A 14620-nucleotide genomic window follows, 5' to 3' on the forward strand; every position below is an offset into this window, starting at 1 on the left:
GCAGCGCCGCCGGCAGGCTGCCCTGCGCCACCAGCACATCGCCGATCTTGTTCCGTGACACCGACAGGTCGCGCTGCCACTCGGCAGTGCCGGGATCGGCCTTCGCCAGACGCTCCCGAATCGCCAGACTGTCATGGTAGGCTTGCAGCGCCGCCGGCAGGCTGCCCTGCGCCACCAGCACATCGCCGATCTTGTTCCGTGACACCGACAGGTCGCGCTGCCAGCCGGCATTGCCGGGATCGGCCCGCGCCAGACGCTCGGCGATCGCCAGCCCGTCGCGGTAGGCTTGCAGCGCCGCCGGCAGGCTGCCCTGCGCCACCAGCACATCGCCGATCTTGTTCCGTGACACCGACAGGTCGCGCTGCCACTCGGCAGTGCCGGGATCGGCCTTCGCCAGACGCTCCCGAATCGCCAGTCCGTCGCGGTAGGCTTGCAGCGCCGCCGTCAGGTTGCCCTGCGCCACCAGCACATCGCCGACCCGATCGTAGGACACCGACAGGTCGCGCTGCCAGCCGGCATTGCCGGGATCGGCCTGCGCCAGACGCTCGGCGATCGCCAGCCCGTCGCGGTAGGCTTGCAGCGCCGCCGGCAGGTTGCCCTGCGCCACCAGCACATCGCCGATCTTGTTCCGTGACACCGACAGGTCGCGCTGCCAGCCGGCATTGCCGGGATCGGCCTGTACCAGACGCTCGGCGATCACAGCCGCCTGTCGGTATTCCCCCATGGCAGCGGAGAGGTCGCCGCGCGCGCGTTTCACATCGCCGAGGCCCAGCCTCGCCCAATATTCGTACCAGTCCTGACCGTTGGCACCGGCAAGGCGCAGCACCGTCCGAAGGCGGGCCTCGGCCTCTCCCAGATCGCCCCGCTCCAGCGACAGCCAGCCGGTCCAGTAGATGCTCTCGATATCCTCCGGATCGAGCTCGGCCGCTTGCCGGTAAGCCTCCAGCGCCCGCTTCGGATCGCGGAGCCCGGCGATGGCGCCGAGATTGCGGAAGGCCGCCGCAGCATCCCTCCGGTCCTGCCGGATGCGCTCCGCCTTCTCGGTCGCGACCGCCTGGAACAGGGCTTCCGCCTCGGCCACCCGGTTCGCCTTCAGCAGGTCGAGCGCCGTCTGCAAGCGCGCATCGCCGCGCGCCGCGCCCTCGGCCGCCGCCGCCACCGCCTCGCCCACCGCACGCTCGGCGCCGGGCGCGGGCGGCGTCGTGCGGTTGGCCAGCAACTGCCGGATGAGGTCGCCCTGCTCCGCGAGTTGCCGCTCGATCCGGCCTGTATCCACCGGTGGAGGTGGCGCGATGAGGGCCTGCACGCCCTTGAACCCGATCGCGGCCAGCAGCAGCAGCAACCCGATGCGGATCAGCTTCGGGATGAGGTTCCAGGGCTGCTCGAAGTCCAGCCTCGGCAGCGCATGCACGGAGAGCGCCGTCCCCTGGCCCTCCCCCGCTGGCTGTTCCGCGATGAAGTCGCGCGTGCGCGCATAGAGCAGCGCATTTCGATCCGCCGGCTTGGCGATGCCGATATGGTCCGCGTCGATCGGGATCGGTGGCCGGCCGGGCAGGCCGGGATCGCTGCTGGCCTCGTCCACGATGCGGCCAGCCGCCGTATCCCGGGTCTCGACGAAGATCAGATGCCGCAGCCGATCGCCCCGCGCCTGCGCCAGCCCCCGATAGGCGATGTTGATGGCCCGCAGGCTCGGATCATTGGCCACCAGCCCCCGGGCGATCGGCGTCGGCCAGGCGAGGAAGCGCAGCCGGTCGAGCAGGCTGCCCTGGCGGGAGCCGGTATGCGGCGTGGCGATGAAGACCACCCGCGCCACCCGTGCCAGCAGGCTCGCCGCCTCCGGCCGCTGCCCCTTCTGCCGGTCGAGGTCGAGCAGGATCTGCTTGACCAGCAGCCCGCCGAGGCTGTGGCAGACGAAGACCACCGGCCCCGTGGCAAGGCCGGGCGTGCCGAGCAGCGTTTCCAGCAGGTTCACCGCCCGGTCCTGCAACGCCATGGCGGTGCCGAGCCAGTTCGTGGCCGGCGCCTCATAGGCCAGCGTATGGACGCTCAGCCCCGGGACATCCTCGGCCAGCCAGAGCGGCCAGAGGGTGCCGTCCGCCTCCCCGCGCCGCCAGGTGCCATAGGCATGGCCGCCCAGCCCGTGGACGAAGACGATGCTCGCCCGCGGCTGTCCACCCCACTCCGCGACCGTGACGCATCTCGACATCTCGAGAAACGCTAATCGACCGGCAGGCGGGACGGGATCACGGAAGCGCGTTCACGCTCGGGTCCGTGCCCGATCGCACTCTTGACTTTTTTCCTATTTCATGCCTTCATTCTCCTCCCGATGCGTCGCGGAGGACCCCCATACCCCGCTTCTTCCGCCGCCCCGCCAGCCGCATCCCGCCCGAGATCCTGCCGCCGGATTTCCTGACCCGGCACGGCCTCGCCCGCCGCCTCTATCTCGAGCCGCTGACCGGCCTCACCCCCGCCCATCCCTGGGCGCCGCTCACCGATGCGGAATGGGAGGCCCTCGCCCCGCATCTCGCCGCCACCGGCTGCGGGCTGCGCGCCGCCGGCCGGGCCGGCCGGCCGCTCGCCGATCCGCGCGCCCGGCTGGACGCCATCTTCCGCGCCGTCACCCTGAAGCGCAGCAATTGCGAGGGCGGCGGCCGCGCCCCCTGGCGGGCCCTGCCGGAGGGCTTCGGCAAGGCGGGCACCGTCTCGCGCTGCCATCGCCGCTGGGCGCATGCCGGGCTGTGGGGCCGGCTGCTGCAGGCGGTCGCGGCGGCGGATTGCCCGGCGGCGCTGGCCGCCCTCACCTGGCGCATCTGCTGCGCCTTCCGCCGGGCGGTGCGCGTTCTCGGCCTCGCCGCCATCGTCCTCGCCCGGCGGCTGCGGCTGCACAGCGCCCTGCCGGCGCCCTCGCAATACCTGCCGGATCCGGAGCTGGCCGAGATCACCATGCCGGTCTGCCTGCGCGCCGCGCGCTACATGCTGGCGCATCCCCGCTGGCGGCCGCCGCGCGGCCTGCTGCGGCTATTGCAGGACTTCCACCGCTTCGCCGGCGGCCTGGTCCGGGTGCCCGGCGCGCTGGAGCCGCCCTGATGGCCGCCACACCTGCTGCGTTATCAATATTCGATAAATTGAAACCCGGGAGATGGTGCGGCGATGCGTGACGTGGCGTTCGGAACATGGCATGAGCGCCGCTGCCGGCAGGCGGAACGCCGTTGTGCCAGGGCCCGGGCCGCGCCCCGCCCGCTGGCGGCGCCGCCGGGGCAGGGTTTCGGATCAGCCGTCCAGTGATTATGTTGCAGCGCAGTATGGGCGTCCCGGCTGGTGCCGCGCCCGCACGGCGCATCATCGGAGAACCCCATGCGTATCGACGCCATCCCCATCGGCAAGAACCCGCCCGAGGACGTCAACGTCATCGTCGAGGTCGCCATCGGGGGCGAGCCCATCAAGTACGAGATGGACAAGGAGGCCGGCACGCTGATCGTCGACCGCTTCCTCTACACGCCGATGCGCTATCCCGGGAATTACGGCTTCGTCCCGCACACGCTGAGCGAGGATGGCGACCCGATCGACGTGCTGATCGCCAATACCCGCCCGATCGTGCCCGGCGCGGTCATCGCGGTGCGCCCGGTCGGCGTGCTGCGCATGGAGGATGACGGCGGCGGCGACGAGAAGATCATCGCCGTGCCGGTGCCGAAGCTGACCCGGCGCTACGAGAAGGTGCACAACTACTCCGACCTGCCGGCGATCACCCTCGATCAGATTCAGCACTTCTTCGAGCACTACAAGGATCTTGAGCCGGGCAAGTGGGTGAAGGTCGCCGGCTGGGGCGATGCCGCCGAGGCGAAGCGCATGATCGTCGAGGCGATCGAGCGGGCGAAGAAGGCAGGGTGAGACGGCCGCGGCCCGGCCTCGCGCCGGGCTCTCGCCGCCGCCCCCTCGCCTCCCCATCTGCGCCGGCGATGACCTCGCTTCCCCCTCCCGCCGGCGCGACGCGCCACGCCAGGCTGCCGGACCCGGAGGCGCCGCTGCGCCGGGCCCTCGCCCGCCATCGCGCCATCGCCACCGGCCTGCTGCTCGGCATGGCCGGGCTGATGCTGCTCGCCTACCGCCTGCCGCCCAGCTACTGGACCGAGCTGCTGCAGGCCGCCGCCAAGGCCGGCGTGGTCGGCGGCCTCGCCGACTGGTTCGCGGTGACGGCGCTGTTCCGCCGCCCGCTCGGCCTGCCCATCCCGCACACCGCCATCATCCCGCGCCAGAAGGAGCGGCTCGGTCAGGGGCTCGGCCGCTTCGTCGCCAACCATGTCTTCACCGAGGCCGAGGTGGCGCGGCTGCTCGGCCGGCTCGACCTCGCCGGCATCCTGCGCAGCTTCATGGCCGATCCGGCCACGGCGCGGCCGGCGGCGGAGGCGATCGCCGCCTCCCTCCCCCGCCTGCTGGCAAGCCTCGAGGACGGACGCGCCCGGCGGCTGCTCGGCCGGCTGCTGCCGCGCCTGGCCAGCGGCCCGGCCGGCTCGCGCATCGTCGTCCGCGCCCTGCGCAGCCTGGTCGAGGGCGGCCGGCACCAGGAGGTCTTCGACCTGGCGATCACCGAGCTGCGCCGCCTGCTGGTCGAGAAGGAGGACCAGCTCCGCACCGCCATCGAGAGCAAGGTGCGGGAGGAGGGCGGCCGCCTGGTCGGCTGGGCGCTCGGCGCGACGGTCGCCCGCCGGGCGCTGGCCGCGGTCACCGCCGAGCTGGCGCGCATGGAGGCCGCCGACAGCGACCTCCGCAAGGCCTTCGAGCTCTGGATCCGCACCGAGGTCGACCGGCTGGAGACCGATCCGGAGCGCGCCGCCGCCCTCGGCCGCGCCATGCGCAAGGCCGTGGCGCATCCGACCGTCGCCGCCTGGCTCGGCGATGTCTGGGCCCGGCTGCGCTCGGCGCTGGCCGCCGATGCCGCCAATCCCGAGGGCCGCACCGTGGCGCTGCTGGAGGGCGCCTTCAGCAATGCCGGCACCCTGCTCGCCGAGGATCCGGCGGCGCGCGAGCGGCTGACGCTGGCGGTGCAGCGGGTGCTGGTGCGGCTGATGCCGGCCGCGCGCGCCCAGCTCGCCGATTTCATCGCCAAGGTCGTCGCCGGCTGGGACACCGCGCAGGTGACGGAGAAGATCGAGCTGCGCGTCGGCCGCGACCTGCAATATGTCCGAATGAACGGCACCCTGGTCGGCTTCCTCGTCGGCGGCGCGCTCTTCGCGTTGCTGACCGCGATCTTCGGGCGGGTAGCCTATTGAATCCCCCCACGGCGTCGCTTCCCGCCGCCATCGGAACCCCGGTTTCGCCTCGGGTCCGAGTTGCGTCACAGCCTGCCGCGGCAAAGCCGCGGCAGGGCAACGGGCGTCGCGGGATGCGTTGGGCGGGCCCGGCGACGTGCGGGCGCAGGACGGCCGTGACCAGGCATTCTAGCCCGGCAACGGTTTCGATGCAATATCAAACCGGTCGGCGCCCCTCACGCGCGGCGGCGATCCGGTCTAGCCTCGCGGCATGACCCTCCGCCTCGCCATCCTCGACCAGTCGACCATCGCCTCTGGCCGCGGCGCCGACGAGGCGATCCGCGAGACCCTTGCCCTGGCGCGGATGGCGGACGGGCTCGGCTATGCCCGCTACTGGCTGGCCGAGCACCACAACAGCGGCGCCCATGCCGGGGCGGCGCCGGAGATGCTGGTCTCGGCCATCGCCGCCACCACGCGGCGGATCCGCGTCGGCACCGCCGGGGTGATGCTGCCGCATTACGCGGCACTGAAGGTAGCGGAGCAGTTCAAGGTCGCCGAGGCCATCGCCCCGGGGCGGATAGATCTCGGCCTCGGCCGGGCGCCGGGCAGCGACGGGCGCACCGCCTTCGCCCTCAACCCGCAGGCCCGCGAGGCGGCCGAGCGCTTCCCGAACCAGGTGATGGACCTGCTCGGCTGGCTCGGCGACGGGCTGCCGGAGGGGCACCCGTTCCGCGAGGTCGTCGCCAACCCGCAGGGGCCGACCCGGCCGGAGGTGTGGATCCTCGGCAGCAGCGATTACGGCGCCCAGGTCGCCGCCTATTTCGGCCTACCCTACTGCTTCGCGCATTTCATTGGCGAGCAGGGATCGGAGCAGGTCATGGCGCTCTACCGCGAGGGCTTCCGGCCGCATCCCGGCCAGCCCGGCCGCCTCGCCGCGCCGCATGCCGCGCTCGGCGTCTTCGCCCTGACGGCCGAGACCGAGGCCGAGGCCTGGCGGCTCTACAGGTCGCGCGAGCTCTGGCGGCTGTTCCGCGACCAGGGCCGCTTCCCGCCCCTGCCGAGCGTCGAGGAGGCTGAGGCCTATCCCTTCTCCGCCGCCGAGCGGGCGCATCTCGACCGGCTGCGGCCACGCGCCATCGTCGGCGCGCCGGAGCAGGTGAAGGCAAGGCTGGAAGCGCTCGCCGCGTCGCATGGCGCGGCGGAGGTGGCAGTACTCACCCCCTGCCACGACCCCGAGGCGCGGCGGCGAAGCTACCGTCTGCTGGCCGAAGCCTTCGGCCTCGCGGAACGATCGCACTCCTGAGCACGCTCGCCGCAACGGCGGCCTCCCGTTGCCCTGCCGCGGCTTCGCCGCGACAGGCTGGGACTCGTCCAGGTTCCCGTGCGCTTCACGGGGCCCCACGGCGGCGCGCAGCGACGTCGTGGGGAAGTCTAGTCCCGGGGGAAGCTCTCCGGCCGGCGGTGGTGCCGGCGACGATGCGGCCGGCGGTGCCGCCACCAGTCGAGCACCGGCCCCACGCCGAGGATCGGCGTCACCGCCAGAGTCGCCAGGGCGAGGCCCGCCGCCAGCAGCCGGGCATTGAAGGCGAAGGCGAGGACCGTCAGCGCGGCGAGGCCGCCGACCAGCAGGCTGCCGAGCGCCGCCCAGCCGAGCAGCCGCCGGTGCCGCGCATCCAGCCAGGCCGGCGGCTGCGCCTCATCCGTGCGCGGCCTGCCGTCGCGGCCGACGTCATACAGGCGCCTCGGATCGATTTCGAAAGGCTGGGGCAGGCGGCACCTCCGCCGGCCGGACGGAAGGACCCCGGTGGCCGGCGCGCGGCCGCCCCGGGGCGAGCGGCAGGATCAGCGGCGCATGACGACGAAGCGGATCGGCGGCGCCGTGCCGTCGCGCTGCGCCCGGCGCATGCGCCACCAGAGCGAGATGAAGGCCACCAGCCCGGCACCGACCGCGACCGGCAGCAGCAGGCCGATGAAGAAGATGGCGACCGCAACCAGCAGCAACCCGCCGACGGCGAGCGTCAGCAGCAGCGCCAGCCCGCCGAGGCGGGCGAGGACGCGGTCGAGCATGCTGCGCGGCGGCGGCAGCGGGTCGCGGAACTCGCCCTCCGGCGTCATGTCGAGGACGGGTGGAGTCGGGTCCCGGTAAGGCGATCCGGGGCGCCGGTGCGTTTCCATGCGCCAGATGTTGCCCGCCTCCGCGGCCGGTTCAAGGCCTTGCCGCAGCCGGGCGGTCGGCCATGGCGCATGGCCATGTCGCGCGTTCATCGAATCTCATGTAGCACGCCCCGAACGATGCCCGGCCAGCCCCGGGACTCGCTCGTATCGCCGCGGCCCCGCCTGGTCGCGGCACCGGCTGCGGCGGCCTGCCCGATCGCCAAGGCTGCCGCAGCCGGCCATCCGGGACCGTGGCGATGCCGGGATGCGCCCGCCCAGCCGGCGGCACCTTCCGGCGGCAGACCGGTCCCGGACCGCAACCGGCCCGCCGCAAGCGCAAGGAGGCGCAGCACCCGCCCATGGACACCTGGAACCAGCTCTACGATCCGCTCGGATCGATCCTGCTCTCCGCCCTCGTCGCCGCGCTGCCGGTGGCGACGATGCTGATCGCCCTCGCCTTCCTGCATATCGCGGCGCATATCGCCGCCATCGCCGCGCTGGTGGTGGCGCTGGTGGTGGCGATCATCGTCTTCGGCATGCCGACGGCGATAGCCGCCAAGGCGGCCGGACTCGGCATCGCCTCCGGCCTGTTCCCGATCGGCTGGATCGTGCTGAACATCATCTTCCTCTACCGCCTCACCGTGGCGAACGGCTCCTTCGCGCGGCTGCAGGACACCATCGCCGCCGTCACCCCGGACCGGCGGCTGCAGCTGCTGTTGATCGCCTTCGCCTTCGGCGCCTTCTTCGAGGGCGCGGCCGGCTTCGGCACGCCGGTCGCGGTGACCGGCGCGGTGCTGATCGGCCTCGGCTTCTCGCCGCTCGCCGCCTCCGGCCTCTCGCTTATCGCCAATACCGCGCCCGTCGCCTATGGCGCGCTGGGGACGCCGGTGATCGCGCTGGCCGGCGTGACCGGGCTCGACCTGATGGACCTCTCGGCGATGATCGGCCGGCAGCTTCCCTTCTTCTCGCTGCTGGTGCCCTTCTGGCTGATCTGGGCCTTCGCCGGCTTCCGCGGGATGCTGCAGATCTGGCCCGCCATCCTGGTGACCGGCGTCTCCTTCGCCGTGCCGCAATTCATCGTCTCGAACTACATGGGCCCCTATCTGGTCGACGTCATCGCGGCCCTGGTTTCGCTCGCCTGCCTCACCCTGTTCCTGCGCGTCTGGCAGCCGCGCGAGATCTGGACCAGCACCAAGCTCGGCGGCCGCGCCGCGGCGGTCGAGGAGCTGACGGCGCGCGGCACCGGCCGCTCGCCCGCGGGCGGCGCCGGCGGCGCGGCGGCGGTGACCTTCCAGGGCAACACGCTGCTCGCCTGGATGCCCTGGCTGATCCTCACCGTCTTCGTCTTCCTCTGGGGGCTCGGCGGGGTGAAGGCGATGCTGAACGGCGTCTACAACCTCTCGGTGCCGATTGAGGGGCTGCATCGCGCCGTCATCAAGGTGCCGCCGGTGGTCGCCGCGCCGACGCCGGAGGCCGCGGTCTTCGCCTTCAACATCCTCTCCATGACCGGCACCGGCATCCTGCTGGCGGCGGTGCTCGGCGGCTTCGCCATGGGCTTCGGCCCGCTGGCGCTGCTCCGCGAATACGGGCGGACGCTCTGGGTGGTGCGCTACTCGTTGCTGACCATCGCGGCGATGCTCGGCCTTGGCTACCTGACGCGCTATTCCGGGCTGGATGCCACCATGGGCCTCGCCTTCGCCGCGACGGGCGTGTTCTACCCCTTCTTCGGCACGCTGCTCGGCTGGCTCGGCGTGGCGCTGACCGGCTCCGACACCGCCTCCAACGTGCTGTTCGGGGGGCTGCAGAAGATCACCGCGCAGCAGATCGGCCTGTCGCCGGTGCTGATGGCCGCCGCCAATTCCTCGGGCGGCGTCATGGGCAAGATGATCGACGCGCAGAGCATCGTCGTCGCCTCGACCGCGACCAACTGGTTCGGGCATGAGGGCGAGATCCTGCGCTACGTCTTCTTCCACAGCATCGCCCTCGCCTGTCTCGTCGGGTTGCTGGTGACGCTGCAGGCCTATGTCTCGCCCTTCACCGCGATGGTGATCGGCGGTTGATCCCGAAGGCCCTCATGCCGGGTGGCATGAGGGCCGCCCCGGAAGGCCGGGCAACCCCGCGGGTGGCCCGGCGTTCGCCCTTCCCCGATGGAAGGGGAGGACCGATGAGCGGCAAGGATTCGGGCAAGGCCGGGCGCGGCCCGGCGCCAACGGAGGCCGGACAGGATGCGGAGGCCGATGCCCCCGCCACCGGCACTATCGACTCGCCGGCGCCGCCGGGCGAGCCGCAGCCGGGCGATCTCGCCGAGCAGGCGGCCAACCGCAGTGGCCCCGTCGACATCTCTCCGGCGCATCCGCGGAGGACGCGGCCCTGAGCCCGATGGGAAGGCGCTCGGGTCACCGATTTCCCTCGTGCCGAAAAGGGATCTAACGACAGGGCGGCACCGCCCCCGGCCTCGTCCCTTGGGGCGGCGCTTCCCATTCGCTTCGCCATGCAGGATGCGCCGCATGTCACGCCCTCTCCTCCCCGCCCTCGGCCTGCTTCTTGCCTGGCCCGCCCTGGCCGCTGCCCAGGGCGGCACGCCCGGCTGGTCGCCCTGGGGCGGTCCGGACAGCCCCGGCGGCATGTTCGGCGGCGACCCCTCGGAGGTGATCCGCGACCCGGCGCGCGGCGTGTCGCATGACGAGGTCTGGACCTGGCTGCGCCGCCGCTTCGATCTCGCCGACCGCGACCAGAGCGGCAGCATCGAGCAGGGCGAGGTGCTGACCCGCGCCGAGGCGCTGGCGCTGTTCCGCGCCGCGGATGCCAACCGCGACGGCAAGGTCACGCCGGAGGAGCTGAAGCCCTTCTCCGAGCAGTGGTTCCGCGCGCATGACAGCAACAATGACGGCGTGCTGACGCGGCGCGAGGCGACGCAGCGCTGAGGCGCCTGGGTGGGGCACCTGGGCGGGCGTGGCTGCTTCAGGGAATCGGCCGCACGATCAGCGTGACGCCCTCCACCGCCTCCACCCGCACGCGCTGCGGCGCCTCGGGCACCTGCAGGTCGCGCGGAAGCCGGGCTGGCCATTCGCTGTCGCCGATCCGCACCCGGAGCGTGGCGCCCTCCATCGGCAGCAGCATGCCGTGCCGCCCGACCAGCCCGGCCGCAGGGCTGTTCACCCGCTGCGGCGGGCGCCGCCGCTTCAGCCAGAGGGCGCAGCCGATGCTGCCGGCGAGGCAGGCGAGGAAGGTGGCGACGACGCCCTCGAAGGGCGGCAGCACGGTCAGCACCACGATGCCGGTGCCGATCGCGGCGAGCCCGGTCCAGAGCAGGTAGATGCCGGGCAGCACCAGCTCGGCGGCGAGCAGCAGCAGCCCGCCGAGGATCCAGATCAGCCCTGGTTCCACGGATTGCCTCCGGCCCCGGGAGCGGGCGTGGTGGTGGCAGTCGGTGGCGCGGGGCGCAGCAGCTCCAGCGCCTGGGCGACGCCGCCGGCGAGCGCCGCCGCCTCCATTGGCACCACCACCAGCTTGTGGGCCGGGTTGGTGCCGAGCGCCTCGAAGGCCTTCACGTAGCGATCGGCGATGAAGTAGCGCAGCGCCTGCTCGCCGGCGCCGGTCGCGGCCTCGCTGACCATGCGCGTCGCCTCGGCCTCCGCCTGCGCCAGCCGCTCGCGCGCCTCGGCATCGCGCATCGCCGCCTCGCGCCTGCCCTCGGCGGCGAGGATCAGCGCCGCCTTCTCGCCCTCGGCGCGGACGACCGTGGCGCGGCGCTCGCGTTCGGCGGTCATCTGCAGGTTCATGGCGCGCACCAGATTCTCCGGCGGCTCGACCTTGCGCAGCTCGACGCGGCTGACCTTGACGCCCCAGGGATCGGTGGCGCCGTCGAGGATGGTGAGCAGGGAGGAGTTGATGCGCTCCCGCCCGCTCAGCGTCGCGTCCAGGTCCATCTCGCCGATGACGCTGCGGATGTTGGTCATGGCGAGCGCGGTCAGCGCCTGCTGCAGGTTCTGCACCGCATAGGCCGCCTTGGCCGGTTCCATGACGCGGTAATAGACGATGCCGTCCACCGCGACCGAGGCGTTGTCGCGGGTGATGACGGACTGCTCGGGGATGTCGAGCACCACCTCCTGCACGTTCATCCGCCGGCCGACGGCATCGACGAAGGGGATGATGAGGTTCAGCCCCGGCTGCAGCAGGCGGGTGAAGGCGCCGAAGCGCTCGACCGTCCAGACCTCGCCCTGCGGCACGGTGCGGATGCCGCGGGCGGCGGTGGCGACCGCCAGCAGCAGCAGGACGAGCAGGACGATCTCGATGCCGGTCATTCCGGACCTTTCCCCAGGACCCCTGCCTCTCCCGGTAGCACGGCGGCAGGCCGAAGTCGCGCTTGCGCCCGGCCCGCCGCCGCCTACCATCGCAAGACTCGGGGGGAGGGTGAGCGCATGCTGGGCAATACGCGGCCGCTGACGGTGCAGCTCGGAGGGTTACGGGTGGCGATCACCGCCGGCGCGGGCGGCATCGGCCGCGCCATGGCGGATGGCTTCGCCGCCTGCGGCGCGAAGGTGTTCCTCTGCGACGTCGATGCCGAGGCGCTCGCCGCCTGCCCGCATCCCGCCATGACGGCCGATATGGAGACGGTCGAGGGTTGCGAGACTTTCGTCGACGAGGCGATCCGCCGGCTCGGCGGGCTCGACGTGCTGGTGAACAATGCCGGCATCGCCGGGCCGACCGCGCCGATCGAGGAGGTGATGCCGGAGGCCTTGTCGCGCACCCTGAAGATCGACCTCGAGGCGATGTTCCACTGCGCCCGCCGCGCCGTGCCGGCGCTGCGCGAGGCGGGCGGCGGCTCCATCGTCAACCTCTCCTCCGCCGCCGGGCGCTTCGGCTTCCCGCTGCGCAGCCCCTATGCGGCGGCGAAGTGGGGCGTGGTCGGCTTCACCAAGTCGCTCGCCATCGAGCTCGGCCGGCACCGCATCCGGGTGAACGCCATCCTGCCCGGCCTGGTCGCGGGCGACCGCATCCGCCGCGTCATCGAGGCCAAGGCGCAGGCCAACGGCCGCAGCTTCGCCGAGCAGGAGGCGAAGGCGCTGCAGCCGGTCTCGCTGCGCTGCTACGTGACGCCGCAGGACATCGCCAACATGGCGCTGTACCTCTGCAGCCCCTATGGCGCGACCGTCAGCGGCCAGGCCCTGGCCGTCGACGGCGACATGCAGTCCCTCGTCTGAGGCGCCGCATGGTCACGCCGCTCCGCAGCCTCGACGAGCTCGCCGTCGGGCAGAGCTTCGATTTCGGCAGCTTCCGCATGGAGCTCGACGAGATCCTCGACTTCGCGCGCCGCTACGACCCGCAGCCCTTCCATGTGGACGAGGCGGCGGCGAAGGCCGGGCCCTTCGGCGGCCTCATCGCCAGCGGGCTGCACACCCAGGCGGCGGCCTTCGGCCACATCATCCGCACCGGCTGGGTGAAGGACGTCTCGCTCGGCGGCACCGAGCAGGTGGTGCGCTGGCCGGCGCCGGTGCGGCCGGGCGACGAGATCGCACTCACCGCGCAGGTGGAGGCGGTCATCCCCTCGCGCAGCAAGCCGGATCGCGGCGTGGCGAAGATCCGCTACCTCGGCCGGCGCTTGGCGGACGGCGTGACGGTGCTCGAGATCCTCGGCACGCATTTCCTCAAGCGCTAGAGCGTGACCGCTTGAGGTGGAAACACCGAAAAGCGTGGATCAAGCGATCAAACAAAGACCTGGACCATGATCCGTGAACCAAAGCGAACGGATCATGGTCCAGGCTTGCCGCCGAGGCGGGTGACGAGGCCGGTGGTGGAGCGGCCGGGGAGCAACTCGATCAGCGCCACCTCGCCGCCCGCCGCCTGCACCAGATCGGCGCCCACCACCTGGTCGATGCGGTAGTCGGCGCCCTTGATCAGCACCTCCGGCCGCAGCAGCCGGATCAGCTCGAGCGGCGTGTCCTCCTCGAAGGCGACGACCGCATCCACGGCGGCGAGCGCGGCGATCACCGCGGCGCGGTCGGCCAGCGGGTTGACCGGCCGCGTCGGTCCCTTCAGCCGGGCGGTGCTGGCATCGGTGTTGAGCGCGACCACCAGCCGGTCGCAACGGCGCCGCGCCGCGCCGAGCAGCGCCACATGCCCGGCATGCAGGATGTCGAAGCAGCCATTGGCGAAGCCGACGCGCAAGCCGTGCGCCTGCCAGTCGCGCACCTGCCGCAGCGCCGCCGCATGGTCGAGCAGCGCCACCGGATCGGGCGCGCCGCCGCCAGCGCGCAGCGCATGCGCCAGCTCGTCGGCCGAGACCGTCGCCGTGCCGAGCTTGCCGACGACGATGCCCGCCGCGGCATTGGCGAGCCGCATCGCCTCGCCGAGCGAGCGGCCGGCGGCATGCGCCAGGGCCAGGGTGGCGATGACGGTGTCGCCGGCGCCGGAGACGTCGAAGACCTCGCGCGCCTCGGCCGGCACGCTCTCCACCGCGCCATCGGCCCGCACCAGGGTCATGCCCTTCTCGGCCCGGGTGCAGAGCAGCGCCGGCAGGCCGGCCGCCGCCATCACCTTCCGCGCCGCCGCCGCGACCTCCGCCTCGGTACCGACCGGCAGGCGGGCGGCGCGGCCGAGCTCGCGGGCATTCGGCGTCAGGCAGTCGGCGCCGCGATAGAGCGCGAAATCCTCGCTCTTCGGATCGGCCAGCACCGGGATGCCCTGCCGCTTCGCCGCGGCGATGGCGGCGGCGATGACGGCGGGGGCGAGCACGCCCTTGGCGTAGTCGGAGAGGATGAGCGCCTGGCAGCCCGGCAGCGCCGCCTCGACCACGCCGGTCAGCGCGGCCTGCTCGGCGGCATCGGCGGGGGCCGAGACCTCGTCATCCAGCCGCACCACCTGCTGGTTGCCGGCGATGACGCGCATCTTGCAGATGGTTGGCCGCCCCTCGCCCTCGACCAGGGCATCGACCAGGCGCGGATCGGCGGCGAGGAGGGAGCGGAATTCCGCCGCCGCGGCGTCGCGGCCGACCAGCCCGACCAGCACCGCCTGGCCGCCGAGGGCGGAGATGTTGCGCGCCACGTTGCCGGCGCCGCCCGGCATGGCGAGCGTCCGGCCAAGCCGCACCACCGGCACCGGCGCCTCGGGCGAGATGCGCTCCACCGCCCCGTAGAGGAAGCGGTCGAGCATGACGTCGCCGAGGACCAGGATGCGGAGCGCGGAGAAGTCGACCATGGCGGGGGATTAGCTCTCGGGAG

At 72.7% G+C, this 14620-nt stretch carries 14 protein-coding genes; 9 read left to right on the forward strand and 5 right to left on the reverse strand.

What is annotated here, in order from left to right; genetic code table 11:
• On the reverse strand, positions 1-2206 hold a 2206-nt coding region (locus HJG45_RS12520), incomplete at its 3' end, for a tetratricopeptide repeat protein (RefSeq protein WP_368040573.1).
• 65 nt (positions 2207-2271) lie between these two features.
• On the opposite strand from HJG45_RS12520, the gene HJG45_RS12525 reads away from it, so the two are divergent.
• The 4 genes from HJG45_RS12525 (at position 2272) to HJG45_RS12540 (ending at position 6549) form a co-directional block, all read left to right on the forward strand.
• The gene (locus tag HJG45_RS12525) at positions 2272-3087 is read left to right on the forward strand and encodes a transposase (protein ID WP_171612447.1); all 816 of its coding nucleotides are present in this window, start codon (positions 2272-2274) and stop codon (positions 3085-3087) included.
• A gap of 267 nt (positions 3088-3354) precedes the next feature.
• Positions 3355-3888 (forward strand): inorganic diphosphatase, encoded by a 534-nt coding sequence (ppa, locus tag HJG45_RS12530; RefSeq protein ID WP_171612448.1) that lies wholly within the window; start codon positions 3355-3357, stop codon positions 3886-3888.
• A 68-nt stretch (positions 3889-3956) separates the two neighbouring features.
• On the forward strand, positions 3957-5267 hold the full coding sequence (locus HJG45_RS12535) for a DUF445 domain-containing protein (RefSeq protein WP_171612449.1): 1311 nt from the start codon (positions 3957-3959) through the stop codon (positions 5265-5267).
• A gap of 250 nt (positions 5268-5517) precedes the next feature.
• The gene (locus HJG45_RS12540) at positions 5518-6549 is read left to right on the forward strand and encodes an LLM class flavin-dependent oxidoreductase (RefSeq protein ID WP_171612450.1); all 1032 of its coding nucleotides are present in this window, start codon (positions 5518-5520) and stop codon (positions 6547-6549) included.
• Positions 6550-7088: 539 nt separating this feature from the next.
• On the opposite strand, the gene HJG45_RS12545 is transcribed toward HJG45_RS12540, so the two are convergent.
• Positions 7089-7421 carry a hypothetical protein gene (locus HJG45_RS12545; protein ID WP_171612451.1) on the reverse strand — a complete coding sequence of 111 codons (333 nt, stop codon included), beginning with the start codon at positions 7419-7421 and terminating at the stop codon, positions 7089-7091.
• Between the two features lie 338 nt (positions 7422-7759).
• Here HJG45_RS12545 and HJG45_RS12550 point away from each other — a divergent pair, with 338 nt between their 5' ends.
• From HJG45_RS12550 to HJG45_RS12560, 3 genes are all read left to right on the forward strand, one after another.
• Positions 7760-9460 carry an L-lactate permease gene (locus HJG45_RS12550; protein ID WP_171612452.1) on the forward strand — a complete coding sequence of 567 codons (1701 nt, stop codon included), beginning with the start codon at positions 7760-7762 and terminating at the stop codon, positions 9458-9460.
• A 104-nt stretch (positions 9461-9564) separates the two neighbouring features.
• Positions 9565-9774 carry a hypothetical protein gene (locus tag HJG45_RS12555; protein ID WP_171612453.1) on the forward strand — a complete coding sequence of 70 codons (210 nt, stop codon included), beginning with the start codon at positions 9565-9567 and terminating at the stop codon, positions 9772-9774.
• Positions 9775-9907: 133 nt separating this feature from the next.
• A complete protein-coding gene (locus HJG45_RS12560; protein ID WP_171612454.1) occupies positions 9908-10324 on the forward strand; it encodes an EF-hand domain-containing protein in 417 nt (138 codons plus the stop codon).
• Positions 10325-10361: 37 nt separating this feature from the next.
• On the opposite strand, the gene HJG45_RS12565 is transcribed toward HJG45_RS12560, so the two are convergent.
• Both HJG45_RS12565 and HJG45_RS12570 read right to left on the reverse strand, forming a co-directional pair.
• Positions 10362-10787, reverse strand: a complete 426-nt coding sequence (locus tag HJG45_RS12565; RefSeq protein WP_171612455.1) for an NfeD family protein — start codon at positions 10785-10787, stop codon at positions 10362-10364.
• Positions 10772-11704 (reverse strand): SPFH domain-containing protein, encoded by a 933-nt coding sequence (locus tag HJG45_RS12570; protein ID WP_171612456.1) that lies wholly within the window; start codon positions 11702-11704, stop codon positions 10772-10774. The genes HJG45_RS12565 and HJG45_RS12570 overlap by 16 nt, the downstream gene beginning before the upstream one ends.
• Before the next feature lie 117 nt (positions 11705-11821).
• Between HJG45_RS12570 and HJG45_RS12575 the strand changes: the two genes are divergently transcribed.
• Both HJG45_RS12575 and HJG45_RS12580 read left to right on the forward strand, forming a co-directional pair.
• Complete coding sequence (locus HJG45_RS12575; RefSeq protein ID WP_254452468.1) at positions 11822-12604, forward strand: SDR family oxidoreductase; 783 nt, start codon at positions 11822-11824, stop codon at positions 12602-12604.
• An 8-nt stretch (positions 12605-12612) separates the two neighbouring features.
• Positions 12613-13059: a MaoC/PaaZ C-terminal domain-containing protein gene (locus HJG45_RS12580; RefSeq protein ID WP_171612457.1), complete on the forward strand. Its 447-nt coding sequence runs from the start codon at positions 12613-12615 to the stop codon at positions 13057-13059.
• Between the two features lie 92 nt (positions 13060-13151).
• On the opposite strand, the gene hldE is transcribed toward HJG45_RS12580, so the two are convergent.
• Positions 13152-14597, reverse strand: coding sequence for a bifunctional D-glycero-beta-D-manno-heptose-7-phosphate kinase/D-glycero-beta-D-manno-heptose 1-phosphate adenylyltransferase HldE (hldE, locus tag HJG45_RS12585; protein WP_171612458.1), 1446 nt, complete (start codon positions 14595-14597; stop codon positions 13152-13154).
• Between the last annotated feature and the right edge of the window lie 23 nt (positions 14598-14620).

Origin of the sequence: Roseicella sp. DB1501 (genome assembly GCF_013112485.1) — a bacterium.
Taxonomy (GTDB): Bacteria; Pseudomonadota; Alphaproteobacteria; order Acetobacterales; family Acetobacteraceae; genus Paracraurococcus.

Excerpts from the sequence above, each read along its gene's own strand:
- HJG45_RS12550 (WP_171612452.1), top strand. The coding sequence starts at position 7,760 with ATGGACACCTGGAACCAGCTCTACGATCCGCTCGGATCGATCCTGCTC.
- ppa (WP_171612448.1), top strand. The coding sequence starts at position 3,355 with ATGCGTATCGACGCCATCCCCATCGGCAAGAACCCGCCCGAGGACGTC.
- HJG45_RS12575 (WP_254452468.1), top strand. The coding sequence starts at position 11,822 with ATGCTGGGCAATACGCGGCCGCTGACGGTGCAGCTCGGAGGGTTACGG.
- hldE (WP_171612458.1), bottom strand. The coding sequence starts at position 14,597 with ATGGTCGACTTCTCCGCGCTCCGCATCCTGGTCCTCGGCGACGTCATG.
- HJG45_RS12570 (WP_171612456.1), bottom strand. The coding sequence starts at position 11,704 with ATGACCGGCATCGAGATCGTCCTGCTCGTCCTGCTGCTGCTGGCGGTC.
- HJG45_RS12545 (WP_171612451.1), bottom strand. The coding sequence starts at position 7,421 with ATGGAAACGCACCGGCGCCCCGGATCGCCTTACCGGGACCCGACTCCA.
- HJG45_RS12580 (WP_171612457.1), top strand. The coding sequence starts at position 12,613 with ATGGTCACGCCGCTCCGCAGCCTCGACGAGCTCGCCGTCGGGCAGAGC.
- HJG45_RS12535 (WP_171612449.1), top strand. The coding sequence starts at position 3,957 with ATGACCTCGCTTCCCCCTCCCGCCGGCGCGACGCGCCACGCCAGGCTG.
- HJG45_RS12560 (WP_171612454.1), top strand. The coding sequence starts at position 9,908 with ATGTCACGCCCTCTCCTCCCCGCCCTCGGCCTGCTTCTTGCCTGGCCC.
- HJG45_RS12540 (WP_171612450.1), top strand. The coding sequence starts at position 5,518 with ATGACCCTCCGCCTCGCCATCCTCGACCAGTCGACCATCGCCTCTGGC.
- HJG45_RS12555 (WP_171612453.1), top strand. The coding sequence starts at position 9,565 with ATGAGCGGCAAGGATTCGGGCAAGGCCGGGCGCGGCCCGGCGCCAACG.